General features: G+C 48.8%; 24 protein-coding genes and 3 tRNA genes. 17 read left to right on the plus strand and 10 right to left on the minus strand.

Going from position 1 to position 25,564, the window contains the following annotated elements:
- Nucleotides 1-455: 455 nt before the first annotated feature.
- Together C6P39_RS12520 and C6P39_RS12525 are read left to right on the plus strand one after the other, a co-directional pair.
- The gene (locus C6P39_RS12520; RefSeq protein WP_104803997.1) at nt 456-884 is read left to right on the plus strand and encodes a hypothetical protein; all 429 of its coding nucleotides are present in this window, start codon (nt 456-458) and stop codon (nt 882-884) included.
- Between the two features lie 20 nt (nt 885-904).
- Nucleotides 905-1,264 (plus strand): YccF domain-containing protein, encoded by a 360-nt coding sequence (locus C6P39_RS12525; protein WP_095175997.1) that lies wholly within the window; start codon nt 905-907, stop codon nt 1,262-1,264.
- A gap of 107 nt (nt 1,265-1,371) precedes the next feature.
- Here C6P39_RS12525 and C6P39_RS12530 read toward each other — a convergent pair whose 3' ends face one another.
- Nucleotides 1,372-2,982, minus strand: coding sequence for a mannitol dehydrogenase family protein (locus C6P39_RS12530; protein WP_104803998.1), 1,611 nt, complete (start codon nt 2,980-2,982; stop codon nt 1,372-1,374).
- A gap of 2 nt (nt 2,983-2,984) precedes the next feature.
- Nucleotides 2,985-4,052 carry a mannonate dehydratase gene (gene uxuA, locus C6P39_RS12535; protein ID WP_018595261.1) on the minus strand — a complete coding sequence of 356 codons (1,068 nt, stop codon included), beginning with the start codon at nt 4,050-4,052 and terminating at the stop codon, nt 2,985-2,987.
- A 158-nt stretch (nt 4,053-4,210) separates the two neighbouring features.
- On the opposite strand from uxuA, the gene C6P39_RS12540 reads away from it, so the two are divergent.
- From C6P39_RS12540 to C6P39_RS12550, 3 genes are all read left to right on the plus strand, one after another.
- Entirely contained in the window at nt 4,211-5,080 is an 870-nt protein-coding gene (locus tag C6P39_RS12540; RefSeq protein WP_095175995.1) for a helix-turn-helix domain-containing protein, read from the plus strand.
- A gap of 121 nt (nt 5,081-5,201) precedes the next feature.
- Nucleotides 5,202-5,648, plus strand: a complete 447-nt coding sequence (locus C6P39_RS12545) for a MarR family winged helix-turn-helix transcriptional regulator (protein WP_095175994.1) — start codon at nt 5,202-5,204, stop codon at nt 5,646-5,648.
- A 30-nt stretch (nt 5,649-5,678) separates the two neighbouring features.
- Entirely contained in the window at nt 5,679-6,752 is a 1,074-nt protein-coding gene (locus tag C6P39_RS12550; protein ID WP_095175993.1) for an FUSC family protein, read from the plus strand.
- 23 nt (nt 6,753-6,775) lie between these two features.
- Here C6P39_RS12550 and C6P39_RS12555 read toward each other — a convergent pair whose 3' ends face one another.
- Entirely contained in the window at nt 6,776-7,651 is an 876-nt protein-coding gene (locus tag C6P39_RS12555) for a LysR substrate-binding domain-containing protein (RefSeq protein WP_104803999.1), read from the minus strand.
- Between the two features lie 131 nt (nt 7,652-7,782).
- On the opposite strand from C6P39_RS12555, the gene C6P39_RS12560 reads away from it, so the two are divergent.
- A complete protein-coding gene (locus C6P39_RS12560; protein ID WP_104804000.1) occupies nt 7,783-8,811 on the plus strand; it encodes a YeiH family protein in 1,029 nt (342 codons plus the stop codon).
- 71 nt (nt 8,812-8,882) lie between these two features.
- Here the strand turns inward: C6P39_RS12560 and C6P39_RS28485 are convergent, their stop codons facing one another.
- The gene (locus tag C6P39_RS28485) at nt 8,883-9,071 is read right to left on the minus strand and encodes a (2Fe-2S)-binding protein (protein WP_095175990.1); all 189 of its coding nucleotides are present in this window, start codon (nt 9,069-9,071) and stop codon (nt 8,883-8,885) included.
- Nucleotide 9,072: 1 nt separating this feature from the next.
- Complete coding sequence (locus C6P39_RS12570) at nt 9,073-9,585, minus strand: ferritin (RefSeq protein WP_104804001.1); 513 nt, start codon at nt 9,583-9,585, stop codon at nt 9,073-9,075.
- 304 nt (nt 9,586-9,889) lie between these two features.
- Here C6P39_RS12570 and C6P39_RS12575 point away from each other — a divergent pair, with 304 nt between their 5' ends.
- From C6P39_RS12575 to C6P39_RS12585, 3 genes are all read left to right on the plus strand, one after another.
- On the plus strand, nt 9,890-10,972 hold the full coding sequence (locus C6P39_RS12575) for a helix-turn-helix domain-containing protein (protein ID WP_158661555.1): 1,083 nt from the start codon (nt 9,890-9,892) through the stop codon (nt 10,970-10,972).
- Between the two features lie 124 nt (nt 10,973-11,096).
- On the plus strand, nt 11,097-12,170 hold the full coding sequence (locus C6P39_RS12580; RefSeq protein WP_242987033.1) for a carbohydrate kinase family protein: 1,074 nt from the start codon (nt 11,097-11,099) through the stop codon (nt 12,168-12,170).
- Between the two features lie 73 nt (nt 12,171-12,243).
- Complete coding sequence (locus C6P39_RS12585) at nt 12,244-12,972, plus strand: DUF975 family protein (protein WP_242987034.1); 729 nt, start codon at nt 12,244-12,246, stop codon at nt 12,970-12,972.
- A 203-nt stretch (nt 12,973-13,175) separates the two neighbouring features.
- Here C6P39_RS12585 and C6P39_RS12590 read toward each other — a convergent pair whose 3' ends face one another.
- Nucleotides 13,176-13,754 carry a TetR-like C-terminal domain-containing protein gene (locus C6P39_RS12590; protein ID WP_065543325.1) on the minus strand — a complete coding sequence of 193 codons (579 nt, stop codon included), beginning with the start codon at nt 13,752-13,754 and terminating at the stop codon, nt 13,176-13,178.
- 874 nt (nt 13,755-14,628) lie between these two features.
- Here C6P39_RS12590 and C6P39_RS12595 point away from each other — a divergent pair.
- A complete protein-coding gene (locus C6P39_RS12595; protein WP_104804004.1) occupies nt 14,629-17,847 on the plus strand; it encodes a YhgE/Pip family protein in 3,219 nt (1,072 codons plus the stop codon).
- A gap of 86 nt (nt 17,848-17,933) precedes the next feature.
- Here C6P39_RS12595 and C6P39_RS12600 read toward each other — a convergent pair whose 3' ends face one another.
- On the minus strand, nt 17,934-18,308 hold the full coding sequence (locus C6P39_RS12600; protein ID WP_095176060.1) for a metal-dependent transcriptional regulator: 375 nt from the start codon (nt 18,306-18,308) through the stop codon (nt 17,934-17,936).
- A 267-nt stretch (nt 18,309-18,575) separates the two neighbouring features.
- On the opposite strand from C6P39_RS12600, the gene C6P39_RS12605 reads away from it, so the two are divergent.
- The 3 genes from C6P39_RS12605 (at nt 18,576) to C6P39_RS12615 (ending at nt 19,363) form a co-directional block, all read left to right on the plus strand.
- Nucleotides 18,576-18,646, plus strand: a tRNA-Gly gene (locus C6P39_RS12605).
- 5 nt (nt 18,647-18,651) lie between these two features.
- A tRNA-Gly gene (locus C6P39_RS12610) sits at nt 18,652-18,724 on the plus strand.
- A gap of 150 nt (nt 18,725-18,874) precedes the next feature.
- A complete protein-coding gene (locus C6P39_RS12615; RefSeq protein WP_095175984.1) occupies nt 18,875-19,363 on the plus strand; it encodes a DUF2798 domain-containing protein in 489 nt (162 codons plus the stop codon).
- Nucleotides 19,364-19,431: 68 nt separating this feature from the next.
- Here the strand turns inward: C6P39_RS12615 and C6P39_RS12620 are convergent, their stop codons facing one another.
- Both C6P39_RS12620 and C6P39_RS12625 read right to left on the minus strand, forming a co-directional pair.
- Nucleotides 19,432-20,118 carry a site-2 protease family protein gene (locus tag C6P39_RS12620; protein ID WP_104804005.1) on the minus strand — a complete coding sequence of 229 codons (687 nt, stop codon included), beginning with the start codon at nt 20,116-20,118 and terminating at the stop codon, nt 19,432-19,434.
- A 65-nt stretch (nt 20,119-20,183) separates the two neighbouring features.
- The gene (locus C6P39_RS12625) at nt 20,184-21,119 is read right to left on the minus strand and encodes an agmatinase (protein WP_104804006.1); all 936 of its coding nucleotides are present in this window, start codon (nt 21,117-21,119) and stop codon (nt 20,184-20,186) included.
- Nucleotides 21,120-21,444: 325 nt separating this feature from the next.
- On the opposite strand from C6P39_RS12625, the gene C6P39_RS12630 reads away from it, so the two are divergent.
- The 4 genes from C6P39_RS12630 (at nt 21,445) to glyA (ending at nt 24,481) form a co-directional block, all read left to right on the plus strand.
- Nucleotides 21,445-21,876: an Lrp/AsnC family transcriptional regulator gene (locus C6P39_RS12630; protein WP_095175981.1), complete on the plus strand. Its 432-nt coding sequence runs from the start codon at nt 21,445-21,447 to the stop codon at nt 21,874-21,876.
- Nucleotides 21,877-22,022: 146 nt separating this feature from the next.
- Entirely contained in the window at nt 22,023-22,916 is an 894-nt protein-coding gene (locus C6P39_RS12635; protein ID WP_104804007.1) for a fumarylacetoacetate hydrolase family protein, read from the plus strand.
- 130 nt (nt 22,917-23,046) lie between these two features.
- Nucleotides 23,047-23,119: transfer RNA gene (locus tag C6P39_RS12640), tRNA-Phe, on the plus strand.
- A gap of 123 nt (nt 23,120-23,242) precedes the next feature.
- Nucleotides 23,243-24,481, plus strand: a complete 1,239-nt coding sequence (gene glyA / locus C6P39_RS12645; RefSeq protein WP_104804008.1) for a serine hydroxymethyltransferase — start codon at nt 23,243-23,245, stop codon at nt 24,479-24,481.
- Nucleotides 24,482-24,550: 69 nt separating this feature from the next.
- Here glyA and C6P39_RS12650 read toward each other — a convergent pair whose 3' ends face one another.
- Nucleotides 24,551-25,540: a uroporphyrinogen decarboxylase family protein gene (locus C6P39_RS12650; protein ID WP_095175978.1), complete on the minus strand. Its 990-nt coding sequence runs from the start codon at nt 25,538-25,540 to the stop codon at nt 24,551-24,553.
- Nucleotides 25,541-25,564: the final 24 nt, after the last annotated feature.

The raw sequence follows: 25,564 nt of genomic DNA on the forward strand, positions 1-25,564 counted from the left end.
AAACAGGAGAAAGAAAGGCGTGTTATCGGTAAGCTGGTAACAGTTCAGACAAGCTGAACCGTTACGCATCCAGCCATTAAAAATCGCTTCGCGATGGGCTGGATGCCTGCTGGCACTACTTCTTCATACGGTCAGCGCAGTAAATGCGCAGACCTGTATGAACTGTTACGCAAGCTGTCCCACAGCTTCGATGTTTTTTCATTAATGTATTGACAACTCCGGCGCTCTGTGCTATATTCTATTCAAGCAATCGAAAGGGAGTAGCTGAACGTTCAGAGATGAACGGGTTTGAAATCGTCAACCGATACCGAGAGGTGTCCGTATCAAATGAGATAGCAAGACTTTTATTGTGGCGGATGTCATAATAGAGGTCTTTTTTTAGTTCCATCTATTAGCAAACACCTTCCAGATATCCGCCGCAGAAAAGCTGGCTGAAAAAATGGAGGAAAAGAAAGATGAGAGACGTAGTGAGAAGAAGAGAAATTGAGGAAGCAGCAGCGGCAGGTGAGAAAGCCCTGTATTGTCTGGAGAATGCAAAAGAGAGGCTTCAGGGAGCAAAGAACTGGGGGATTTTCGATATGCTGGGCGGCGGTTTTTTTACAGACTGGGTAAAACACTCAAAGATGTCAGATGCCACAGGCTATATGGAGGAAGCAAAGAGACAGCTTCTTGTGTTCCAGAGAGAGTTAAGAGATGTTCAGGTTCCCTTAGATCTGCGAATGGATATCAGCTCCTTCCTTACGTTTGCCGACTTCTTTTTTGACGGGCCTGTGTCAGACTATCTGGTGCAGAGAAAGATCAATGATGCCAGAGAGCAGGTGGATGACGCGATCATGCGGGTGCGGGTGATCCTTGAAGAATTAAGAGACTTGTTAGATGAATAGGATAGATAGGAGGTAAAGTTATGGGATGTCTTGGTAATGTGCTTTGGTTTGTATTCGGCGGCTGTATCAGCGGATTGAGCTGGTGCCTGGCAGGGCTTTTATGGTGTATCACGATCGTTGGGATCCCTGTAGGGCTGCAGTGCTTTAAATTCGCGGCGCTTGCCTTCTTTCCTTTTGGAAAAGAAGTGCAGTACGGCGGAGGGGCAGGCTCTCTGCTCCTAAATGTCATTTGGATGATCGTGACGGGGATCCCCCTGGCTCTGGAGTCCCTGGTCATTGGCATTTTACTCTGTATTACCATTGTGGGAATTCCCTTTGGCATGCAGCATTTTAAAATAGCGAAGCTGGCTCTGATGCCTTTTGGAGCAGATGTATACTAAAGGATAAAAATACAGGCGGCGCCGTATGGTTTGAACCATATGGCGCCGCCTTTTGAGGGGCCGCAGGAGCGGAGGAGCCGTGCGGCCCCAGAGGGTATGACGGGAGATCAGACGTATTTTTCCAGTGTGCTGCGGACAGCGCCTGTACCGGCTGTCATCTGTGTAAAGTAGCCGCATACAGTGTCAGCCATGCCGGCCTCATAGAGGTTCACACCGAAGATCTTTTCGTTTTCCAGAACCGGTTTCAGCAGTTTTTCTGCGTCCACAGGCTCGCCCAGTTTTACGTCTGCAACGTATGGGCGGACAGTGTCAAGAAGCGGGTCCGGGCTTAATTCAAAGGTATTGCCGTTGTCATCCACACCCATCAGGTAGCGGAGCCATCCTGCGAATACAAGAGGGATCAGCTTTAAGTCGGATACGTTAAGCTCAGGGGATGCCTGATAAGCCTTGATGGTTTCGCCAAAACGGATCGCCAGCTTCTGGGAAGTATCGGTAGCGATACGCTGCGGAGTATCCGGCATGAACGGATTGGGGATACGAACGCCTAATACTGTGTCAATGAACTCTTTCGGGTCCAGAATGCCGGGGTTGATAACAACCGGCAGACCTTCCACATAGCCGATGCCTTCCACAAGCCTTTTCAGGGTCTCGTCCTTCATCTCTTTGGAGATCAGGTCATAGCCCAGGATGCAGCCGAATACGGCAAGTGCAGTGTGGAGGGGATTTAAACAGGTGCAGACCTTCATTTTTTCCACTTTATCCACAGTTTCACGGGTGGTGAAGATCAGGCCGCCTTTTTCCAGCTCAGGTCTTCCGTTGGGGAATGCGTCCTCGATGACCAGGTACTGGCATTCCTCAGCGTTTACGAAGGGAGCCACGTATGTGTTTTTGGAGGTTACAACCGGCTCTAATTCTTCTACGCCATCCTTTTTCAAGATCTCTTCCACAGACGGGTCCGGTCTTGGGGTGATCTTGTCGATCATGGACCAGGGGAAGGAAACCTTTGCCGGGTTTTCAATATAATCCACAAAAGATTTATCTGTCAGGCCTGTCTCAGACCATTTTTTTGCAAATGCATAGACTGCGTCGTGGAGCTTGCTGCCGTTGTGGGAGCAGTTGTCCATGCTCACCATGGCGATCGGCTTTTCTCCTGCCTGGAATCTGGTGTACAGAAGGCTTACCACCTTGCCGATGTAGCTTTCCGGTTTTTCCGGACCTTTTTCCATATCCGCCACAACAGAGGGGAGCATCTCACCTTTGCCGTTTACAAGGCTGTAGCCTTTTTCTGTGATGGTGAAGCTGGCCATCTGCAGAGAATCTTTTTTGAAGATCTCACGCAGACGGTTGAAGTCTGCATCATTTTCAGAGTCAACGGTGAGGGACTCCACTACACTGCCCACAACGGTTTTTTCCACAGAGCCGTTTGCTTTCAAGGTGACCAGGATGCTGTAGCCGTCATGGGGGCGGTTCATTTTTTCCACGATTTCATAGTCAAATCCCTCTGCAACGACCAGACCGCGGTCCAGAACACCTTTGTTTAAAAGGTCCTGTACTACGTTTGCCTGGAACGCACGGAAGATGTTGCCTGCGCCGAAGTGTACCCAGAACGGATTTTCTCTGGTTTTCTCAGTCACGGCTGCTCGGTCAAATCCCGGAAGGGAGTAGCCTTTGCTTTCCCACTGTTCTTTATTTTTTAATCCCTGTTCATTTACCTGCATGACTATCTTGCTCCTTTCACGATTGCTTCCCAAAGACCATTTAAGTATGTTGCGCCAAGTGCCCTGTCGTAGAGGCCATATCCGGGCATTGCCACTTCATCCCAGATCATGCGGCCGTGGTCTGGGCGCACAGGTCCTTCAAATCCGATATCATAGAGAGCTTTCATGATCTCGTACATATCAAAGGTTCCGTCTGTGGAGAGGTGGGCTGCCTCCTCAAAATCAGTAGGTGAGTTGAATTTCAGGTTGCGCACATGAGCAAAATGGATCCTGCCTTTTAAGGAACGGATCATATCCGGCAGGTCATTTTCCAGGTTGGTGCCATAGGAGCCGGAGCAGAAGGTAACGCCGTTGTGCGGGTCATCCACCATTGCCATCATGCGGAGGATGTTGGCTTTGTTGATGATGATGCGCGGAAGGCCGAATACGCTCCATGCAGGATCATCCGGATGGATCGCCATGTTGATGTCGTATTTGTTGCAGACAGGCATGATGCGCTCCAGGAAGTATTTCAGGTTTTCAAATAATTTTTCGTCGTCAATGTCTTTGTACATGTCGAACAGCTCTTTGATCTTAGCCATACGTTCCGGCTCCCAGCCCGGCATGATCGTGCCGTTGGTGTCGCCTGCGATGGATTCAAACATGTTTTCCGGGTCAAGGGCATCAACCGCTTCCTGTGTGTATGCAAGAACTGTGGAACCGTCCGGTCTTACACGTGCCAGTTCTGTTCTGGTCCAGTCAAATACAGGCATGAAGTTGTAGCATACCAGATGTATGTCTTCTTTTCCCAGGTTTTCCAGAGTTTCGATATAGTTGTCAATGTACATGTCTCTTTCCGGGGAGCCGGTCTTGATGGCGTCATGGATGTTTACGCTCTCGATACCGGAAATGTGAAGTCCTGATGCAGCGACCTCTTCTTTCAGGGCAGCGATGCGTTCTCTGCTCCAGACCTCACCTGGCTGTGTATCGTAAAGGGTAGTGATAACCCCTGTTACACCGGGAATCTGACGAATCTGTTTCAGAGTGACTGTGTCAAATTTAGAACCATACCATCTTAATGTCATTTCCATAGTTTTTCGTATCCTTTCTCTTTTCCGCTTGGGATTCATTTACTTGTTATCTATTATTATAGCCATACCGGGAAAAAATCCAATTGACTGATTTGTTGTTTACATTGCAAAAGTTGCGGTTTCGTGGTAATCTGTTAAAAATAACGGAGGTGAAAGCTTTGAAAAAAAATCTGCAGACCGCATTCAGTACCAGACAGTATATGCTTTCCCAGGATTTTGAAATTTATTATTACAGTGATTTTTACTTATCTCAGGTAAAAAACCATGCGCACAGCTATTATGAGTTCTATTTTTTCCTGGAGGGCAATGTGACCATGATAATAGAAGAGAAAGAATATCCCATGAGGCCCGGGGACGTTGTGCTGATACCGCCCAGGGCGCAGCACCATGCGGTTATCAGGAACCAGGAGAATCCGTACAGACGGTTTGTGTTCTGGATCACAGAGGAATACTGTAACAGCCTGATGGAGATCTCTTCGGATTATGCCTATCTCATGCAGCATGTGAAGGTGACAAAGAATTATATCTTTCACACCGATGTGGTGATCTTTAATACCATTCAGTCTAAGGTTTTTGGACTTATTGATGAAATGCGTTCCAAACGGTTCGGAAGGGAAGCTAAAATCTCCCTGTGTGTCAATGACCTGATCCTCCACCTGAACAGGATCGTGCACGAACAGAATTATCCGAAAAGTGAGAGAGAGGAACTGAACCTGTATCAGGGCCTGGCTGATTATATAGAAGAAAACCTGGATGGTGATCTGTCACTGGAGAATCTGGCAAAACAGTTTTTTGTGAGTAAATATCATATTGCGCATATCTTTAAAGACAGTACGGGCTTGTCTATTCACCAGTATATCACAAAAAAACGTCTGGCAGCCTGCAGGGACGCCATACTGGGGGATGTGGGGATCAGTCAGGTATATCCCATGTTTGGGTTTGGTGATTATTCCAGTTTTTACCGTGCTTTCAAGAAAGAGTATGGAATATCACCAAAAGAGTTTAAGGATATGCAGGTGACGTTGTAAAAAGCATGTGAAAGTAGTTGACAAAATGAACTAATTGGTGTAGTATACCTTAATAGTTGATAAAGTAAACTAAAAAGGACCGTACCGGGGAAATTACGAACGCATATATGGGAGAAAAGCAATGGAATATGATTGGATAGAAATGATGGAGAGTATGCAGGATATCAGGCATTTCTGCAGCCTGCATGTAAGAAGGGCAAAAAAAGGCGGGATTTCCTCTGCCCAGGAACTGGACCTGCTCTCCCGCGTGGCACTCTCAAAGGAGAAGCTCACATCCCACATGCTCTGCGCGGGTATGGGAATCAGCAAGCCGGTGGTCAGCCGTTTGGTGGAGAGCCTGTGCAGAAAAGAATTTTTGGGGAAAGAGGCTTGTACGGAAGACCATCGCAGCTATTTTCTGTACATTACCCATAAAGGGCAGGAGGAGCTGGAACGCACGTACCAGTATTATTTGGAACCTCTGTATTCCATGAGGCGCAAGGCCGGGGAGGAGACGTTTGGCCGGCTTATGGAGCTGATACGTGTGGCCAATCATCATGCAGGGGAAACACAACAGATACAGCAGTAGTAAAAAATAGTTATTCAGGGAGTGGATCATTTGAGTATTTATCAGGAATTGCAGTTAAATCAGGCCGGTTCCAAGGCGCTGATCAAGAACAGTAAGGACAACAGAGAGAGGGGAAGGCATCTTCTCATCTATATTTTTAAAGTGTTTCTGACGCTTGCTTTTTGTATGGTATTTGTCACGGCTTATACCGGGATCTTCGGGGAGAGCAACAGCGTGGCCGGCGTGGTAGTGCTGCTTACCGTGATGGTTTTCAGGTCAGCGGATCTGGGAATCAGGGCTTCCCATGGAAATGGAGTTATCGCTGTTTTATTTGCCATTCTGGCAGTGGGACCTAAGCTGACCAATATGGTGTCACCGGGGTGGGGCTTTTTTCTGAATTTTGTCTTTTTACTTCTGATCCTTACACTGGGGTGCCATAACATCATCATGGCCAATCACGCCACCTGGGTTCTGGGCTATCTGCTCCTTCAGGGAAATGATGTGTCAGGCAGGGATTATCTCATGCGCGTCCTTGCACTGGCTCTGGGTGCGCTGCTGACTGTCCTGGTCTTTTACAGAAACCACAGGGGGATCCGGTATAAGAGGGGACTGGGGGATCTGCTGCGGGAGTTTGCATTTTCATCGGCCAGGACCAAATGGCAGCTGCGCATGGCCCTCGGCATATCGTCAGGCATGTTCTTTGCACAGCTTCTGCATCTGCCCAGGGTCATGTGGGCAGGATTTGCCATGATGTCCATTATCCAGCCGTTTCGCAGGGATTTGCTCAACCGGTTTAAATACCGTTTTCCGGGAAATTTGATCGGCTGTGTTCTGTTTTTCGGTCTCTGTGCTGTGATACCGGAGAGCTTTTACGGCTGTATCGGAATGCTGGGCGGCATTGGCGTGGGATTTTCCGCTACCTATCTGTGGCAGACTGTGTTTAACTCCTTCGGAGCCCTTACCATGGCTATGGGAATGTTCGGCATGGCAGGTTCCATGGCGCTGAGGCTTATAAACAACCTGTTCGGCGTTGTATACGGCCTGGTGTTTGACTTTTTGTTTGAGAAGGTCTGCTGCGCCATAGAGCGGATCACCGGGGGAATGGAATCAGCAGATGCGGCGTAGGCGTGTCTTTGATCCGGGCAGTGTCATTTCAGGAGGGAATAGAGTTCAGCGTATTCTTCCCTGAAAATGGTATCTTTGCGGAAGACAAAATTAAGTCCATGGAGCAGGTGGAATTCCTGTAATTTGATCTCTTTTAATTTCCGGCTGCGGAGCTCGTGTTCCGCGGCCTTTTTGTATAGAAAGGTAATGCCGCATCCGGCGGCGGTCAGCCGTTTGATGGCGCCGATGCTGCCGTATTCCACCACGCGGGAAAAGTCGGCAAGCTTCAGATTCTGCTGGGCAAGGATGGATTCCAGGATATCTCTGGTGCCTGAGCCTTTTTCACGGGTGATCAGGGTATAGGAAAGCAGGTCTTCCAGGACACAGGGGCATTGGGGCAGGGGAAAGCCGGGGGAACATACAGCAATATACGGTTCTTTGCTGTAGGGGAGAAAATCATACTCCTCCTTGGGGAAGGAGCCTTCCACTACGGCAAAGTCAATTTCGCCCGTGTCAATCTGGCGCAGCAGTTCCCTTGTATTCTGGACGGTGATCTTCATACGGCAGTCTGGGTCCTCCCTCAGGATATTTTTTATTTTCTCCGGGAGGATGTATTCAGCTACTGTGAGGGTTGCGCCGAAGTGGTATTCCCTTTTGGGCTGCTGTACATCGAAGAGCCTGCGGCGGAGATGAGCCTCATCATTTTTCATGGTCTGGGCAGAAGCGTGGAGAAGCTTACCGGCTTCTGTCAAATATAATTTCCGGCCCTGCACAGTGAACAGGCGTGTATTGTAGAACTGCTCCAGAAAATGGATGTGCTGTGAGACGGCGGGCTGTGTCAGCCCCAGCTTCTGGGCAGCGCGTGTATAATTCAATTCTTCACATACGGTTAAAAAAGTTTCCATGCGGAAATCCTGCATATCCTTATCCTCCTGTATAGGATATATTATAAAATATATTTATGGAAAAATAAATATAAATAATTTTTCTTTATTGTAGATCCATGGTAAGATATACCAGGAAAAGCAAATAAGAAAAGGGGAAAAGCACTATGGATTTTTTGAAAAAGAACTGGAAAGGTCTTCTGCTCTGTCTTGTCATCGCACTGCCCAGCTGGTTTTTGGGAAAAGCGCTGCCGGTGATCGGCGGACCGGTTTTTGCCATTCTTCTGGGTATGGCAGTCACACTTCTTCTGAAGGATAAATCGGGCGTACAGCAGGGCATCACATTTACTTCTAAAAAGGTTCTGCAGTATGCAGTGATCCTTCTGGGATTCGGTCTGAACCTATCCGTTATCCTGCAGACGGGGAAGCAGTCCCTTCCCATTATTGTAGCAACGATCACTACGTCACTGGTGATCGCTTATGTATTGCACCGGGTTATGCGGATCCCGGGTAAAATATCTACTTTGGTGGGGGTCGGTTCCTCCATCTGCGGCGGTTCCGCCATTGCAGCTACGGCACCGGTCATTGATGCGGATGACGAGGAGGTGGCTCAGGCTATCTCTGTTATCTTTCTGTTCAATATTCTGGCAGCAATCTTGTTTCCGGCTTTCGGAGCTTTGATCGGATTTGACACTCACAGCGGGGAGGCGTTCGGGATTTTTGCGGGGACGGCTGTCAATGATACATCCTCTGTAACCGCTGCTGCCTCCACTTGGGATTCACTTTATCATCTGGGGTCAGCCACTCTTGACAAGGCCGTGACCGTGAAACTGACCAGGACCCTGGCGATCATTCCCATTACCCTGGTACTGGCATTTGTAAGGGCAAAGAATGCTAAGGAGGAGGGGAATAAGGTTGAGTTCAAGAAGATTTTCCCCTTCTTTATCCTGTATTTTGTGGGGGCTTCTATTATTACGACCGCTGCGGTGAGCCTTGGAGTCCCGGCGGGAATCTTTAGTCCACTGAAGACCCTGAGCAAGTTTTTCATTGTCATGGCAATGGGGGCTATCGGGCTGAATACCAATGTGGTGAAGCTTATAAAGACAGGCGGGAAGCCGATTTTCATGGGGGCCTGCTGCTGGGGCGGGATTACGGGTGTGAGTCTGGTCATGCAGAAAATACTTGGAATCTGGTAGGAATAAAAAATGCCTGCGGGGTGGTCACAACACGTTGTATTGTGATCCCGCAGGCATCTTTGCGTCAAAATTCATGATGCGTGTTTTTTTAACTGCTTTTTTGCGTATTTTTTCACTTTGCATTCACAGTGGCCGCAGCCTTTTCCGGCTTTGGTCATTTTACGCACTTCTTTAAATGAGGAGGCTCCATCTTTTATGGCTTCCTTGATATCCTTTTTTGTGACCTTGAAACAAGGGCACAGATATTTTTCCCCGCTCATATCAGAGTACCAGGGAAGGGGCAGCGTATACTCTGGCTGCCAGTTCGGAATCCAGCATATAGAGGCTTTTGGAGTCGTGTCCGAAGAGATCAAATTTGCGGATCAGATCCTCTGCGTTCTTCTCCTCTTCCCCCTGTTCTTTAACAAACCAGTCCAAAAACTGCATGGTACGGAAATCCTTTACCGTGTATGCAGCATCGTAAATGTTATGGATCAGGCTGGTCACATAGCGCTCGTGCTCCAGGCTTGCATGGAGAGGCTGGTCAAAGGCGTCAAATACCTTGTCCGGCTTGGCTATGGATTCCAGCGATATCTGTTCACTGTTATTCTGCAGATACTGGATGAAGAGCATGGCATGGTCACGTTCCTCCTGGGCCTGTACGTTGTACCAGTTGGCAAAACCGTCAAGTCCCTGGTCTTTATAATAATTGGCAAAATCCAGATATAGATAGGCGGAGTAGAATTCTTTGTTAATCTGCGTGTTCAGCAGTTCAGATACTTTTTTGTCTAACATAGTAAAAACCTCCTTAAATTGGACTATTTTATGCAGGTATCCTGCAACTTAGATTATAGCACGCTCCGCTGGTTTCAACAATGGTAAAATTATGACCGGCATAATAAGGAAAGGGATGCCGGGAAGAGGGCAGTTTGTAATTTGACTTATGGTTAAAATTATTGACTGAAAATTAAAAAGGATTCAATAGTGCAGGGAATGCGCATCTGTTATAATGAACATAGCAAAGAACTTTGCCTTGGAAACGAAAAAGCAGAGCGGGGGCTGGCGCCGGCTGTCCGTCTTGAATATGGAGGACAATGTTATGAAGATCAATGAGATTATCAGAACGAGAAGAAAAGAATTGAAGCTGACCCAGGAACAGGCTGCAGAGTATCTGGGGATATCAGCACCGGCTGTCAACAAATGGGAAAAGGGAGTGAGCTATCCTGATATTATGCTGCTTCCGCCTCTTGCAAGGCTTTTGAAGGTGGATTTAAACACACTGCTGTCTTTTGAGGAGGAGCTGACCGACGAGGAGATCAATCATTTTTGCAGCCGCATTTTTGCAGTGCTGAAAGAGAGCGGGTATAAGCCGGGACATGAATTGGCGGTGCAGAAGATCAAGGAGTATCCCAACAGTTATAAGCTGATCTACAATCTCGCCGGGTTTCTGAAAGGTGCCCTTCTTATGTTTCCTACGGCGGAAGAGGATAAGGCGGGGTATGAGGAGGAGATAAGGGAATTATTTGAAAGAGTTGCCAGAGACAAAGAAGCCGATTGGGGAATCAGAGGCAGCGCCCTGAATATGCTGGTAGGTGATTACATCCAGATGGAGGAATACGACAAGGCAGAGGAACTGCTGGCGGAGATCCCTGACCTGGGCGTGGATAAAAGGCCCATGCTTACCCTCCTTTACAGAAAACAGGGTAAAACAGAGGAGGCAGTGAAGCTGACCCAGAGAAAGCTTCTCCAGGCAGCAGGAGATGTACAGAATTGCCTGATCGTCCTTATGGAAATCTGTAAGGAGCAGGGTTGCTATGAGGGGGTGGAATATTATGGGGGAAAACACAGAGATGTGGTGGAACTGCTGGATCTGTGGGAATACGGAAAGTATGTGGCGGATTATTCGGCTGCGGTGGCTGAAAAGGATGCGGATCGAACCTTGGAACAGCTGGAGGGGATGCTGGAATCTATGGGGAAACCATGGGATCTGGGGAAAAGCAGATTGTATGATAAGCTGGCAGAACAGGGCGCAGATAACGGACAGCAGAAGGAAGTATTTGAGAGAATGCGTAACGGGATGCTAAAGGAGATAGAAAAAGGGGAAGAGTTTGACTTTTTAAGGGACCGGCAGAAGTTTAAGGATTTATTTGCAAAGTTCCGGGAGGCGGCAGATAGAACCTGACAGAGCCGGGGCCGCACGTGGCTGACAGAGTGGTCAAGGGGTTACAGGAAGAGAACAGCGTGGGAAGAGAACTGCGTGGGAAGAGAACTGCGTGTGAAGAGAACTGCGGGGAAGAGAACTGCGTGTGAAGAGAACAGTGAGGGAAGAGAACTGCGGGGAAGACAACAGTGAGGGAAGAGAACCGCGGGGGAAGAAAACGGTTAGGGGATACGGAATGAGGCGTGTCAGGGGAAAGCAAAGGAGTGCGAAGATGGATGGAAAAATTTTAGTTGTGGGTGCCGCCATATTGGATGTCCTGGCAGGGCCGGCAGATGAGGGTGTTTTTCAGACCGGCTCAAGTCCGGCGGATGCTATTACCATGAGGACAGGCGGGGACGCGCTGAATGAAGCCACTGTTCTGGCAAAGCTGGGAGAGGAGGTCCGGCTTCTTACCGTGCTCGGTGAGGACCCGGCTGCAGAGATCATCAGAGGCCATTGCCGCAAATGGGAGATTGGACTTGAGTTTGCCAGGACAGAACCCGGCGTGGATACAGGCATCAATGTGGTGCTGGTGAAGGAAAACGGGGAGCGGTGTTTTCTGACCAACCCTCATGGAACTTTGCGCACACTTTCCGGGGAACATCTGGAGGGGGATTTTCTTCAGAATGTGAAAATACTTAGTTTTGCCAGTATCTTTGTCTTTCCCAGGCTTGGCAGCAAAGATATGGCCCGTCTGTTTTCCGGAGCCAAAGCACAGGGGATAACGGTCTGCGCGGATATGACCAAGAGAAAAAACGGGGAGACAGCTGAAGATATACGGGAGGCACTGTCCTTTGTGGATTTCCTTTTCCCCAATTATGAGGAGGCAGTGCTGGTTACCGGAAAGAGAGAGCTGCATGAAATTGCGGATGTATTTCTGGACTGTGGTGTGGGCAATGTGGTGATCAAATGCGGGGATAAGGGCTGCTTTGTGAAGAACAGGGAAATGTTTTTTGAAAGCCCGGCGGTTCCCGGAGTCCGGTGCGTGGATACAACAGGGGCGGGTGACTGTTTTGCGGCAGGGTTTGTGTATGCACTGGCGAAGGAAATGGATCTGCATACAGCGGCAGCGTATGCAAATGCCTGCGGCGCGCTGGCAGTGCAGAAAATGGGGGCCACGGAGGGGGTAGGGAGTATTACCCAGGTAGAAAATACAGTAAAGAAGTATCATTCTCCATGAAAGTATGGTAATATGGAACAGTGAAAAAAGTATCCGGTATTTTCACTGATTCCGGAGAATGGGGGATGATAATATGTGGAACAGAATGGAACTTAAAATGAACGGAAAAGCCAATTTTCTGAGAAATTACGGGCCTGCAGTATTGGTGTCCTTGATAGCTTCTTTGGTGGCGGCTAAGTACGGGCGTAATTATGACAGTGATGGGGCATCCGGTTCGTTTTTGGAATTTTCAGGGCTTCATTTAAGTTTTGACTGGGACCATTCATTTTTTAACTGGGGAGGAAATGCGTTCAGCTCAGGTGCTGTTTCACTGGCTGTGATTCTTCTCGATGTTTTCCTATTCCAGATGTTGTTGGTGGGAGCCTGCAGATTTTATGTGGAAAACAGGGATTATAAGGCGCCTGTTTCTAAACTGCTGTTTGGTTTCCAAAGCGGTTTTTATGGAAATTCCGTGCTGGTCATGTTCATGAAGAATCTGTTTGTGGCTCTGTGGACGCTGCTTTTTGTGATTCCGGGAATCGTGATGAGTTATGCCTACCGTATGGTCCCGTATATACTGGCGGAGCAGCCGGATATTGATTACAGGGAAGCACTGCGAATCAGTAAAGAGATGATGTATGGACAGAAGTGGGAAGCTTTTTTCCTGGATCTTTCTTTTATTGGATGGCTGATTGTGGGTGCGGTTACATGCGGGATCGCCGGGATTTTCTATGTGAAGCCTTATGTGGACGCTACTAATGTAGAACTTTATGTGACGCTCAGGGAAGATTGGTTTGCCAAGAGTGCAAGGGAAAGTTATTAGCGTGTGAAGCACAGATTGCGGAAGGCAGTCAGCGGGTATAGGCCGGCAGGCTGGTTCGGTAAAGGTGTGGAGCTGTTTTGAGAAAGCCTGGGATGCCGGGTTCTATATGGATGTATCATGCAGATGGTAGTGCATGAGGCATCTGATAGGATTCGGTATCCCGGGCTTTTTGTTGTCTGTAAAGGACCGGAGTTTAGAATCGCTTACGGTTTAGGGTAGATATCTTTTAATGCGTTCATGATGAGACGGAAGGTCAGATCAGCCATATGCTGGGGGGATTCCCCGGTGTCTGAGTCCAGCCAGGTTTTGATCAGGCCGATACATCCTGTCAGACAGAAGGAATAGGAGTATTTCAGGCTGTCCATGTTTTCCGGGAAGGTGGCTTTTAGGACCTTCAGGCTGTGCTCGGATATAATGCTCTCTATGCGGCTGACAAAGGACATGTCGCCGTTGGGGCCTAAAAGGGCACTGCAGATGTCTTTGTTTTCCCAGAGGATTAGGAAGATGTCCTCTATAAAGGGGAAGCTGGCCTCGTTGAAGGGGCTGACAGGGTGTTCCTGGATGATTTTCAGGATTTCTTCCTGGAGTTCGTTCTCTATGGTTTCCAGCAGGTTGTAGATGTCAGTGTAGTGGAGATAGAAGGTGGAACGGTTGATGTCTACTTCTTCTACCAGTTCTTTTACGGTTATTTCTTTGATGCTTTTGTGCTGCATGAGTTTGGAGAGGCCGGCGCGGAGGTGGGATTTGGTTTTGCGGACACGGCGGTCGGGTTTTTTGGGCATGGGGGCTCCTTTCGTGATAGGGGGGGACGGTGAAGTCGCAGCGGCAGGGCCGGGAGGGCAGGGTGTCAGGTGAGGGAAGCGTTCCGCTGCCAGGGAGCTAACCTGCTCCCATTCGCTAACTTCGTCAGCAACGGCTTCCTCAGTAAGCGACTGGGGCAGGTGGATCTCCCTGGCGCTCCACTAAAACATCCCTCACCTGACACCCTGCCCTCCCGACCCTGCCGCTGCGACTTCACCTGGTTGTATAGTGCGGTAGTGAGTGAAGCTTGTGGGGGTACCTGGTTGTATGGTGCGGGTGGGTGAAGCTTGTGGGATTACGTGGTTGTATGGTGCGGGTGGGTGAAGCTTGTGGGATTACGTGGTTGTATAGTGCAGGTGGTAAGTGGGTGAAGCTTGTGGGCTACATGGTTGTATGGTGCGTGGGTGAGCGGGTGAAGATTGAGGGATTTTGTGGTTGTATAGTGTGGGGAAATGTTAAAAAAGTATAAAATGCTACATATGGGGGTGGGTGTGTCTAGTAATGGATAGGGTGAGGGGGGATTGATGGTTGTGGGGGTGGGGTGATTTTAGTATAATACAGGTTGCTTTAAAAATCAACACGGTATCTATTAATGGAATTGGAGTATGTTATAAGTCACGGGTTATGGGATGTTGTGCTATGAGGCGGGGGGAAGGGGAAGTCTGAGTTGGCAGGTGCTATGGATGATGGGCTGTATTTTGCTGGGTGAGAGGCGGATATATCTGAAGGGGCGGAATTGTGTATGGCGGGGCTTGCTGTTGAGAATGGAGTGACAGTAACATGCTAAAATGAGGATGGGGCATAGAATGGTAGAGGGCGTGTTGGAAATCATGGTGATAGAAAGGGGAATGTGATTTGTTGAGAAAGGAATGGAAGGGACTGGTCCGCAATAAGCTGCTTTTGGTGGTGGTTGTGGCGATTGTTTTGATTCCTACGATTTATACGACGCTTTTTTTGGGGTCTATGTGGGATCCTTATGGAAATCTGGATAAGCTGCCGGTGGCGGTGGTGAATGAGGACAGAGCAGTTTCCTATAATGATAGGGAATTGAATGTGGGGAAGGAGCTGACAGAGAAGCTCAGGGATGAGGAGTCGCTTTGTTTCAATTTTGTGGATGCAGAGACGGCTGAGAGAGGACTGAGGAATGGGACGTATTATATGGTGATCACGATCCCTGAGGATTTTTCTGCCAATGCTGCTACGGTGATGGATGAAAAACCTGAGAAAATGGAGCTTGCTTATCAGACGAATCCTGGAACGAATTATATTGCGTCTAAGATGAGTGAGACAGCTATGGAGAAGGTGAAAAACAGTGTAGCGGAGGAAGTGACCAAGACTTATACGCAGGCTGTGTTTGACCAAATCGCTGAGGTTGGAGATGGAATGCAGGTGGCAGCCGACGGGTCCGGGGATTTGAAGGCGGGTATGGATAAGGTCTCTGAGGGGAACCGGACCATAACGGATAATCTTGAGACTTTGGCGGACAGCTCGCTTACGTTCCGGGAAGGGAGTGAGACGCTGCGTGTGGGGCTGAAAACTTATGTGGACGGCGTCAGCACAGTAAACAGCGGTGCCGGACAGCTGGATTCGGGGGCAGCCCAACTGAAGGATGGTGTGACGGCGGCAAAGTCAGGGGTCAGCGAACTTTCTGACGGGACTGGCACCCTGGTATCCGGGGCCCGGGAACTGAAAGACGGCGCCGGGGCACTGCATACAGGACTTTCGGAATTGGATGGAAAGGTGCCTGCATTGAAAGCGGGTGTGGATCAGCTTGCCCAGGGGACAGGTGCACTGGCGGACGGAGCGGTACAGCTTGAAGCAGGAGGTACGTCATTGAAAGTAGGGGTATCCAATGCGGATGCAGCTATGGCAGAGCTTTGCAGAGGGCTGGAAGTGCTCAGAGAGAGTACGGATACACTGCCGGATGCGGCAGAACAGATCCATGTTGGGGCAGAGGCTCTTGTCCAGGGGACAAAAGACCTGGAAACCGGAAGTGGAAATCTGAAAGCCGGAATTGGACAGGTGAAAGCCGGTATGGAGGCAGTCAATGGTGAAGGCGGAGCCAATTCGGAACAACTGGCAGATGGGGCTTTAGCGCTGAATCAGGGGCTGGAACAGCTTTATACCATGCTGACAGCAGGCGGAAGCGGAACACAGGCCTCCGGGGAGGAGACGACGGTTCAGACGGATGTGGATGTCTCAGAGGCAAGGCAGGCTTTGGATATCCTCTATGGGCAGGCAGATGCACTGCAGGGAAAAGCCGGGGAGCTGGAAACCTCTGCGGATGGAATTGGCAGTGTCAATGCCGTATCTTCGGATGGGCTGGCGGCAGCCCTTGAGGCTGCGGTGGCTTCGGGAGATATAGAACAGGTTGCCCAGGCGGCTGAGCAGGCTGTTGCGGCAGCACAGGAAAATGAGAATGCAGTAAATGAAAGCAACAGCCGGCTGGAGAATGCGGCAGCTCTGTTAAGGGAAAGCGGCACAGCTTTGAGAGGAACAGGGGAAGCTGTCTCGGCTTCCGCGGATGAGGCTTTAAATGCAGTAGACAGGGTGAAAGGACAGACCGTGACGACTGTGGAAACCAGCCAGGCATCCGATACGGAAGCGCAGGCTATGGAACAGGTGGTAACTGCGGTTGGAAAACTGCGGGACAGCAGCCGGACCCTTGCTGACAAAACAGCTGCTTATACAGGCGGCGTGAAGGCGGTAACGGGGAATATGGCAGCACTGGAAAACGGGGCTTTGGCGCTGTGTGAGGGTGCAGGCCAGGCAAAGGCAGGCGCAGAGCAGCTGGAGGCAGGAACGGATGAGCTGAATCAGAAGTCTCCTCTTCTGAAGGCCGGAATCGGGCAGGCGGCAGCGGGAAGTGAGCAGTTCAGAACAGAGGCTATGCAGCCGCTTTTGTACGGGAGTGACAGTCTTCTGAAGGGAATCACCGGTGTGAGTGCAGGTGCAGGCCAGGTGAATGATGGTGCCGGGGCACTGCAGGGAAAGGTACCTGAATTGGAAGCTGGGATCAGTCAATTAGATCAGGGAGCCGGCAGCCTGGACCGGGGAGCCGGGACTTTGGCGGACGGAGCATCACGGCTGGATGACGGAGCTAAGGAACTTCTCCGGGGAAGCGGTCAGCTTTTAGATGGAGCAGCAGAGCTGAAGGACGGCACCGGTTCTTTGGTTTCCGGGACCGGGGAACTAACGGCAAATAACAGCACATTGCTGGATGGAGCCTCCCAGTTAAGTGAGGGGGCCGGAGCAATCCGGGAAGGGGCCGGAAAACTAAAGGACGGCAGTGCAGAGCTGGGGGACGGCATCAGCCAGGCGGCCGATGGTTCCCGGACACTCAGCAGCAGTCTTCAGGACGGAGCAAGGCAGGTAAAAGATACAAAGTCCACGGATGATACCGTGGAAATGTTTGCTGCTCCGGTTGAGACCAGCGAGACTATGATAACCACAGTGGAGAATAACGGGCACGCAATGGCGCCCTATATGATGAGCGTAGGACTCTGGGTGGGATGCATTGCGTTCAGTTTGATGTACCCGCTGACAAAATATAAAGGTAAGCTAAGATCAGGATTTTCCTGGTGGCTCAGCAAGGCCTCAGTACTTTACACCATAGCTGTTTTGCAGGCGGTTGCCATGATACTGCTTCTTCATGTATTTGACGGATTTAATCCGGCAGAAATGGGCAGAACGATTGGATTTGCGTGTCTGGCCAGTGTGGCATTTATGTCAGTGATGTATTTCTTTACCAATTTCATCGGCAAGGTGGGAAGCTTTCTGATGCTGGTATTTATGGTGGTTCAGCTTGCGGGTTCTGTGGGAACCTATCCTCTTGAGATCTCAGGTTCCTTTGTGCCTTATCTTCATGGGTGGGTGCCTTTCACATATTCGGTGGAGGCATTCAGAAGTACGATTTCGGGAGGGGAAAGTATACGGGGCGCAGTGGTGTTTATGATCATCCTGTGCGCGGTGTTTACGTTACTGACCCTGATAGAATTCCAGCTTAGGGCCAGGAAGATCAAGGCCGGAAAACACATTTTGGCAGACTGGCTGGAGGAAAAAGGTCTGGCCTAACTAAAAAAATCACGGGAAACCGCAGAGCATTCAGCGGGATTCCGTGATTTTTTATGCGTATTGGTTTAGGATTCGGGTATAAGCGTTTATTCCTTATTGGCTCCGTGGGTGTGCTTTTTAATGGCCTCAAAGCTCTCAGCACTTATCACATGCTCCATACGGCAGGCATCCTCAGCAGCTATTTTGGGATCAACACCCAGGCGGATCAGCCATCCGGAAAGGAGCTGGTGGCGTTCATATATTTTTTCCGCTATTTTCCGGCCTTCCGGTGTGAGTGTGATAAAGCCTTCTGAGTCAACTTCAATGTAGCCGTTGATTCTGAGATTTTTCATAGCAACACTTACACTGGGCTTTGAGAATTCCAGTTCGTTGGCAATGTCTATGGAACGCACATGGGATTTTCTTTTTCCGATAACGAGAATAGTTTCCAAATAGTTTTCTGCGGATTCTTGTATTTTCAAAATCAACATCCTTCCTTTTCATTAAGATAGGACAGTGGTATTGTCCGTTTTTCTGCGGCTGAAAAAAGTTATGATCTCATATACCTGCGGATACATGGCAGGCGGCATTTTTTTCCGTTCAGCACACATTGATGATTACAGCATAACATAGATTTTAAAGAAGTTCAAATTTCCTTTGAAAAAAATTGTAAAAAATGTCTTGACAATTGGAACAATTTATTATATTATAAATAACGTCTTAAGGACAAACACACAACAGAATAACCTGCGGGTGTAGTTCAGTGGTAGAACACCAGCCTTCCAAGCTGGATATGTGGGTTCGATTCCCATCACCCGCTCTTATGCGCGAGTGGCTCAGTTGGTGGAGCGCGACCTTGCCAAGGTCGAGGCCGCGGGTTCGAGTCCCGTCTCGCGCTTTTCTTATTTCATGAAATAGGTTAATAGTAAAAATTAAATAACGGTATTAGATGAAAATGGTAGTGAGATTGTATGACATAATCGCAGCGAAAGTTACGGGTCATAGGTCTTGGTGCCTTTTTTTGTTGCCGAAATAAGGAGGATTTATTATGCCGAAAACAAAATTTCAGGACATTATCTTTACACTCATCATGGTGGTGGTGATGGTTTACGCTCTTGTGGTGTACAACATAGCATTGGACAGAGGCGGGCTTACCAATGAGGTGTTTGTCATGGCGTTTGGGGAACTGGCTGTTATGGGGATCGCAGGATTTCTGCTGGAGATGTTTATAGCGGGACCGCTGGCAAAGAAACTAGCTTTTCGCATTGTGACGCCGGGAGAGGACCGGATGACCGCAGTGATCCTTGCCGTATCTGCTATGACTGTGTGTATCATGTGCCCTCTTATGAGCCTTATAGCCACCCTTCTTTTTAAAGGAGTGGATTCCCAGGTAATAGCCAAATGGATCCAGACAACGGTTATGAACTTTCCCATGGCATTTTGCTGGCAGATATTTTTTGCGGGACCCTTTGTGAGATGGATCTTCGGACATTTGTTTCCGGAAAAGAAAGAGTGTACCGGGAATGTGACCGTGTAACATGCAGGAGCGTGGAAAAAAACAGGATAAGAACGGGGAGTCCCATAAGCCGGACTCCCCGTTTGCCGTTATATGGATATGCCTGTGTTGGGGATATATGGATTGAGATTCAGAAGCAAGTTTACAATTCCCCAGAGAGAGTTGAGAATATGGGTATTGGCTGTGCCGAGAGTCCTGCTTAAAGCACCGCTTGCCAGCAGAATGACCAAAATCCAGGTTCGGTAGGGGCGTATGCGCTGATAAAATGCGGAAACGCCCGGCCACAGTTCGGCCAGGACATTGGAGCCGTCCAGAGGCGGTATGGGAATCAGGTTAAATACCCCAAGGCCAATGTTCATAACTGCCGAATAGTAAAACGACCGGAGAAATACGGAAACGGATGAGGAGGCAGCACTGCCGTATTTTCCGAGAAGGCCGAAAAGGAGCAGGGAAAGGAAGGCCAGTATGAAATTCATGAAAGGCCCAGCCAGGGAAACCATAATGATACCCGATTTGCGGTTCTTATAATAGCGCGTATTGATCCTCACAGGTTTTGCCCAGCCCATTTTGAAAAAGATCAGGCACAGGGTGCCAAAGGGGTCCAGATGTTTCAGCGGGTTCAGGGTAAGACGGCCATCCATACGGGGAGTCGGATCACCCAGACGGTTTGAAACCCAGCCGTGTGCAAATTCATGCCCCATAATGGCAATGAGCACAACAGGCGCAATATATAGAATGTCTCTGAGCTGCTGAAGATAATAACTGGAATGAAGCATAAGCATTTCCTCCAATCTGAAATGTAATGTGTTCGTTTTGAACCATTATAATCAATGGAAGAAGATTAGGCCAGTGTTTTTTTCGTCATCTGCCCCATAATGTGCAGCATGGTCAGCGCTGCCAGCCGACAGCCTGTAGTGGCCGGGGTGTCGTAAGAGGGTGCGGTTTCCACCATATCGAAGCCGATGACGTCTGTTTTAGCACAAATTCCGGACAGCAGTTCACAGGTCTCGTCATAAAGAAGGCCTCCGGGGGATGGGGCTGCTGTGGCGGGCATGAGGGATAAGTCATACGCGTCAATATCAAAGGTGATAAAGGTTTTTCCTGAAGGGATCTGTTCCAGGACTTTTTCTGTGCCAAGACGATGGAACTCCTTTGCAGTGGTCACAGTATTTGCGCTTCTGGCGTCTGCCCAGTCCCCGCGGGAGCTGCTGCCCAGGCCGCGCATGCCGATCTGAACGATATTGCCAATATGGGACATTTCACTCATCCTGCGGACAGGGCTGCCGTTCCCGTATTTCTGAGGGCCCCTTGACATGGCAAAGTCCAGGTGGGCATCAAACTGGACGATATTGATGGTTTCTCCCAGTTCCTCCAGAGCCCTTGCCACAGGGATCGAGATGGAATGGTCACCACCTATAATGGCTGGGGCTGCACCGCGTTTCAGTATTCTGCGCACACTTTCTTCTATAGAAGAGAAGCAGTATTCCCGGTCACCGTGGAGCATATCCGCATCACCGCAGTCAGCTACCCTGATGGGGGCAGCCAGGAGATAGGCATCCTCCTCAGGGTCATAGAATCCTGTTTCACCTCTTGCATAAGCCGTGGAGATATTGCGGATCGCCCTGGGCGCCAGCCGCTGGCCTCCGTACCAGGCAGCTCCCTGGTCATAAGGGACACCGAGAACGGCGATATCAGCATCCAGAGTGTCAAGGTCAGTACAGATTGGATATTTGGCAAAGGAACAGATTCCTGTGATCGGTAAATTGATGTTTTCCATGATGAATACCTCCTGAGAGTGTTTTTTTGTTACTGTCTATATTTTAACAGCCGTAAATAGAAAAGAACATGGAGGGAAAAAGGTATATGGAGTGTATGACTTTTATAATTAAAGTAATTTTCCGCATTTTCTTAAAATATTAAAACCGTTGCTTTGTCATAGGGAAAATAGACCGCCGCTTTGTCATAGAGAAAATAGACCGCCGCTATGTCATAGGGAAAATAGATGGACAAGGTCAGGGGAAAGATTTATAATGGACAAAGTGAATTGGCAGTAACCGTTCAGATACCGGATTGCTGCAATCGGCAGGAGGCGGCAGAGACGTATGGACAGTACAGATAAAAAGATCCTGAATATTCTTCAGGGAAATGCCAGAATCTCCATGAAGGAGCTGGGAACTCTGGTGGGACTCACTTCCCCGGCGGTGACGGAGAGAGTGCGGCGCCTGGAGGAAGAGGGGATCATTGAAGGATACAGGACGATCATCAAGAGAGGGAAGATACAGAAGGGCATGGCAGCGTTTATCAACATGGAGATACCCAGCAGCAGCTGGCAGAAATTGGCCAGATACTGTGAGGATTCCCCTTATGTCCTTGAACTGTATCACACTATTGGCGTTTACGGGGCCACCATGAAGGTGTTTGTGCCAGATACGGGACAGTTTGAGGGACTTCTGAGAGAACTTGGCAAATTTGGCAATACTGTGTCATCTGTCATCCTCTCATCAAAATTCTCTAAGAAAGAATTGCCGGAATAAGTAATAATTTTTATGCAAATAACATAAAATTTTATGAGATTTTAGTGGAAAACACCGGAAAACTGTGATACTATTATTTATAACGAAATTTTGCGTTGTAACGTACTGAAATATTTAACAGGCGTTTTGCATGAGGAGGAGAAAACATGAAGTTACTTACATATAAACTTCAGGGTGACAATAAGGAGCGCCTGGGGATGATGTGTTCTTTTGCGTTTCATCGTTTTATTCCCATAGAAGATTTGGGGCTTCACTTCAGGGATATGAATGATCTGATCGAAAATATGACCCGGGAGCAGAGAGAGATCCTGGAACATGCCTGTGAAAAGCCGAATAAAAGACTTTTGTGTTATGAGGATGTTGTCCAGTGTGCACCCATTCCCCACCCAAAGCAGGATGTCATATGCCTGGGTATGAATTTCATGGACCATGCTGTGGAATCAAGCCGTTTTAAAAAAGAAGAGTTTAACCAGGACCGTCCTTACGCGGTGTATTTTTCCAAGCGGGTGAACGAGGCAACACCTGACGGCGGCACCATTCCTTCTTATCCGGGACTGGTGGACAGCCTGGATTATGAGGCGGAGCTGGCTGTCATAATCGGCAGAGAGGCAAAGAATGTAAAGAAGGAAGATGCATTTGACTATGTATTCGGTTATACCGTCATAAATGATGTGAGCGCCAGAAATGTACAGACCCGGCATAAACAGTGGTATTTTGGCAAGAGTTTGGATGGATTTACGCCCATGGGACCGTTTATTGTCACAGAGGATGATATTCCGAGGCCCCCTAAGCTGGCAATCAAGAGCAGAGTCAATGAGGTGCTGCGGCAGAACAGCAGCACAGATATGTTTATCTTTGATATCCCCCATGTGATCGCGGAACTGTCCGCCGGGATGACGTTGAAGCCAGGCACCATCATTTCCATGGGAACACCTGCCGGTGTGGGAATGGGTATGATACCCCCAAGATTCCTGAATCCCGGGGATGTGGTGGAATGTGGTATTGAAGGCATTGGATGTATCAGGAATACCGTAGTGTAATTGTTCTAATTTGCTGTTTTACCAGATTAATGTAAAAAAATGAAAAAAACTATTGAAATATAAAAGGGAATATGATAATATTGCAGTGTTGTTTGAGAAAACGGTGTAATAGTATCGTATTCCCATTTATGCCCAGATAGCTCAGTTGGTAGAGCAGAGGACTGAAAATCCTCGTGTCGCTGGTTCGATTCCGGCTCTGGGCATTTTTTTACACGGCGAATGTCTTTCGGTGGAAAACAAATATCTCCATAAGAAAGATAATACCGGTAAAGTATCCGCACAGCGGACTCTAAGGTTAATTATAAGAAAGGTGAGGATTGGAAAACATGTATTCATTAGAAGAAATTCAGGCAACAGATCCGGAAATAGCAAAGTGTATTAACGATGAGGTAGAGCGTCAGAACTCCCACATCGAGCTGATCGCATCAGAAAACTGGGTAAGCAAAGCGGTTATGGCTGCTATGGGAAGCCCGCTGACAAACAAATATGCGGAGGGATATCCGGGAAAACGCTACTACGGCGGCTGCGAATGCGTGGATGAGGTGGAGCGTCTCGCTGTGGAACGTGCAAAAGAACTGTTTGATTGTGAATATGTGAATGTACAGCCCCATTCCGGTGCACAGGCTAATATGGCAGTATTCTTTGCCATGCTGAAACCCGGTGACACTGTAATGGGAATGAATCTGGCCCATGGCGGACACCTTTCACACGGAAGCCCGGCAAACTTCTCCGGCGCGTATTTCAACATTGTGCCTTACGGAGTAAATGATGAGGGTGTTATTGATTACGAGGAAGTCCGCAAAATTGCACTGGAGTCCAAACCCAAGCTGATCGTAGCCGGTGCCAGCGCCTACTGCAGGGTTATTGACTTTAAAAAATTCAGGGAGATTGCCGATGAGGCAGGTGCTTACCTGATGGTAGATATTGCTCATATTGCCGGTCTGGTTGCAGCAGGCGTACATCCAAGTCCCATTCCGTATGCACATGTGACCACTACCACTACACATAAGACTTTGAGAGGCCCAAGAGGCGGTATGATTATGTGCAGTGCTGAGATCGCTAAGAAATTTAACTTTAACAAGGCTGTGTTCCCGGGAATCCAGGGCGGTCCGCTGATGCATGTGGTGGCTGCAAAAGCAGTCTGCTTAAAAGAGGCGCTGCAGCCGGAGTATAGAGAGTATCAGCAGAACATTGTGAAAAACGCCAAAGCGCTGTGTGACGGCCTTCTGAAACGCGGTATCAACATTGTATCCGGTACCACGGAGAACCACCTGATGCTGGTGGATCTGAGAGGTACGGGCGTTACCGGAAAAGCCATGGAGAACCTGCTGGATGAGGCAAACATCACCTGTAATAAAAATGCGATTCCAAATGACCCGGAATCCCCCTTTGTAACAAGCGGTGTGCGTCTGGGAACAGCAGCAGTGACATCCAGAGGAATGAACGCGGAAGATATGGATAAGATTGCTGAGGCCATTGCTATCATGGTGAAAGAGCCTGAGAAGAAAGAGCAGGCAAAAGCGATCGTGAAGGAATTGACAGATAAATATCCGCTGAATGCGTAAGCCATATAAAAATAACTGCCGGGCAGGGATGTGTTCCCTGTCCGGCAGTTTTTTTGCCTTTTTTGCCGGTTATCTGAATACTTCTTTGCTGTATTTCGCAATCTCTTCTGAGATCACATCATAAACACCGTCATATGTGCTTGTGGGAAGGCCGATGGATGCGTTGGGGATATAGTAATGTTTTCCGTTTTCGTCACAGGCTCTTTTTACTTCCCTGGCAATGACCTGGCGGGTCCAGCCCTCATAATCCACTTTCGCACTGTCAATGCCGCCCATGAAGGACATCCGGCCTCCGTATTTTTGGATCAGTTCTGGCACATTGTTGGTGGTCATGACACCCTGCCATATGTCCACACCCATGTCGATCATGTACGGCACAAAAGTAGCGGCATAGGAGTCAGAGTGATGAATGATCAAGTCAACTCCGTGGGATTTGTAATATCCGTAGATCTTTTTGTACCCCGGCAGATAAAACTCCTCAAACATCTCAGGAGACATAAAGGTGGAAGTCTGGCTGCCCCAGTCATCATGGTGGAACAATCCGTCAGGCTTCAGATGGGTGCAGATTTCTTCGGCGAGCTGAAGTTCAAAGTCCGTAAGATAGTCAATCAGCTCGTGCATGGCCTCCGGTTCTTCATAGAGATTGATCAAAGTGGACTGGATTTCGCCCAGGTGATGACACTGCTCGAATAGTCCGGGGGCTACAAACGCGGTTGCAAAATATTCGTTCCGGTCTGTCTCTTCTGCCTGTTTAATAAATGGCTCCCATTCCGCGTCAGGAAACTTAACGCTGGGGGCATGTACATAATCTCTCCAGTGTGTGATGTCTTTGATCACCACTTTTTCCGGGGTGTGCACCGGAAAAGCCCCCGGGGTACCTACCGGCCAGGAGCGGGTGATCCCCCAGCCGTTTACCACATTCATTTCCCCGTATTTGGGATTGGGATTGTGAAGCCCCAGTGGATTCTGGATGAGTTTGAAGGCCTCGTACTGGTTTACAAAACGGTCCGGATTTCCGCCTCTTATGGTTTCCATTAAATTCTGCCTTTTGGTTAACATAACTTTCCTCCTTTTTGTTTGCTT

The sequence above is a fragment of the Blautia marasmi genome (genome assembly GCF_900258535.1).
Lineage (GTDB): Bacteria > Bacillota > Clostridia > Lachnospirales > Lachnospiraceae > Blautia > Blautia hominis.

Coding starts and splice junctions, on each gene's coding strand:
- glyA (WP_104804008.1), top strand. CDS start 23,243: ATGTATTCATTAGAAGAAATTCAGGCAACAGATCCGGAAATAGCAAAG.
- C6P39_RS12545 (WP_095175994.1), top strand. CDS start 5,202: ATGGAATATGATTGGATAGAAATGATGGAGAGTATGCAGGATATCAGG.
- C6P39_RS12525 (WP_095175997.1), top strand. CDS start 905: ATGGGATGTCTTGGTAATGTGCTTTGGTTTGTATTCGGCGGCTGTATC.
- C6P39_RS12590 (WP_065543325.1), bottom strand. CDS start 13,754: ATGCCCAAAAAACCCGACCGCCGTGTCCGCAAAACCAAATCCCACCTC.
- C6P39_RS12625 (WP_104804006.1), bottom strand. CDS start 21,119: ATGGAAAACATCAATTTACCGATCACAGGAATCTGTTCCTTTGCCAAA.
- C6P39_RS12570 (WP_104804001.1), bottom strand. CDS start 9,585: ATGTTAGACAAAAAAGTATCTGAACTGCTGAACACGCAGATTAACAAA.
- C6P39_RS28485 (WP_095175990.1), bottom strand. CDS start 9,071: ATGAGCGGGGAAAAATATCTGTGCCCTTGTTTCAAGGTCACAAAAAAG.
- C6P39_RS12530 (WP_104803998.1), bottom strand. CDS start 2,982: ATGCAGGTAAATGAACAGGGATTAAAAAATAAAGAACAGTGGGAAAGC.
- C6P39_RS12635 (WP_104804007.1), top strand. CDS start 22,023: ATGAAGTTACTTACATATAAACTTCAGGGTGACAATAAGGAGCGCCTG.
- C6P39_RS12630 (WP_095175981.1), top strand. CDS start 21,445: ATGGACAGTACAGATAAAAAGATCCTGAATATTCTTCAGGGAAATGCC.
- C6P39_RS12585 (WP_242987034.1), top strand. CDS start 12,244: ATGTGGAACAGAATGGAACTTAAAATGAACGGAAAAGCCAATTTTCTG.
- uxuA (WP_018595261.1), bottom strand. CDS start 4,052: ATGGAAATGACATTAAGATGGTATGGTTCTAAATTTGACACAGTCACT.
- C6P39_RS12560 (WP_104804000.1), top strand. CDS start 7,783: ATGGATTTTTTGAAAAAGAACTGGAAAGGTCTTCTGCTCTGTCTTGTC.
- C6P39_RS12520 (WP_104803997.1), top strand. CDS start 456: ATGAGAGACGTAGTGAGAAGAAGAGAAATTGAGGAAGCAGCAGCGGCA.
- C6P39_RS12620 (WP_104804005.1), bottom strand. CDS start 20,118: ATGCTTCATTCCAGTTATTATCTTCAGCAGCTCAGAGACATTCTATAT.
- C6P39_RS12615 (WP_095175984.1), top strand. CDS start 18,875: ATGCCGAAAACAAAATTTCAGGACATTATCTTTACACTCATCATGGTG.
- C6P39_RS12650 (WP_095175978.1), bottom strand. CDS start 25,540: ATGTTAACCAAAAGGCAGAATTTAATGGAAACCATAAGAGGCGGAAAT.
- C6P39_RS12575 (WP_158661555.1), top strand. CDS start 9,890: ATGAAGATCAATGAGATTATCAGAACGAGAAGAAAAGAATTGAAGCTG.
- C6P39_RS12555 (WP_104803999.1), bottom strand. CDS start 7,651: ATGCAGGATTTCCGCATGGAAACTTTTTTAACCGTATGTGAAGAATTG.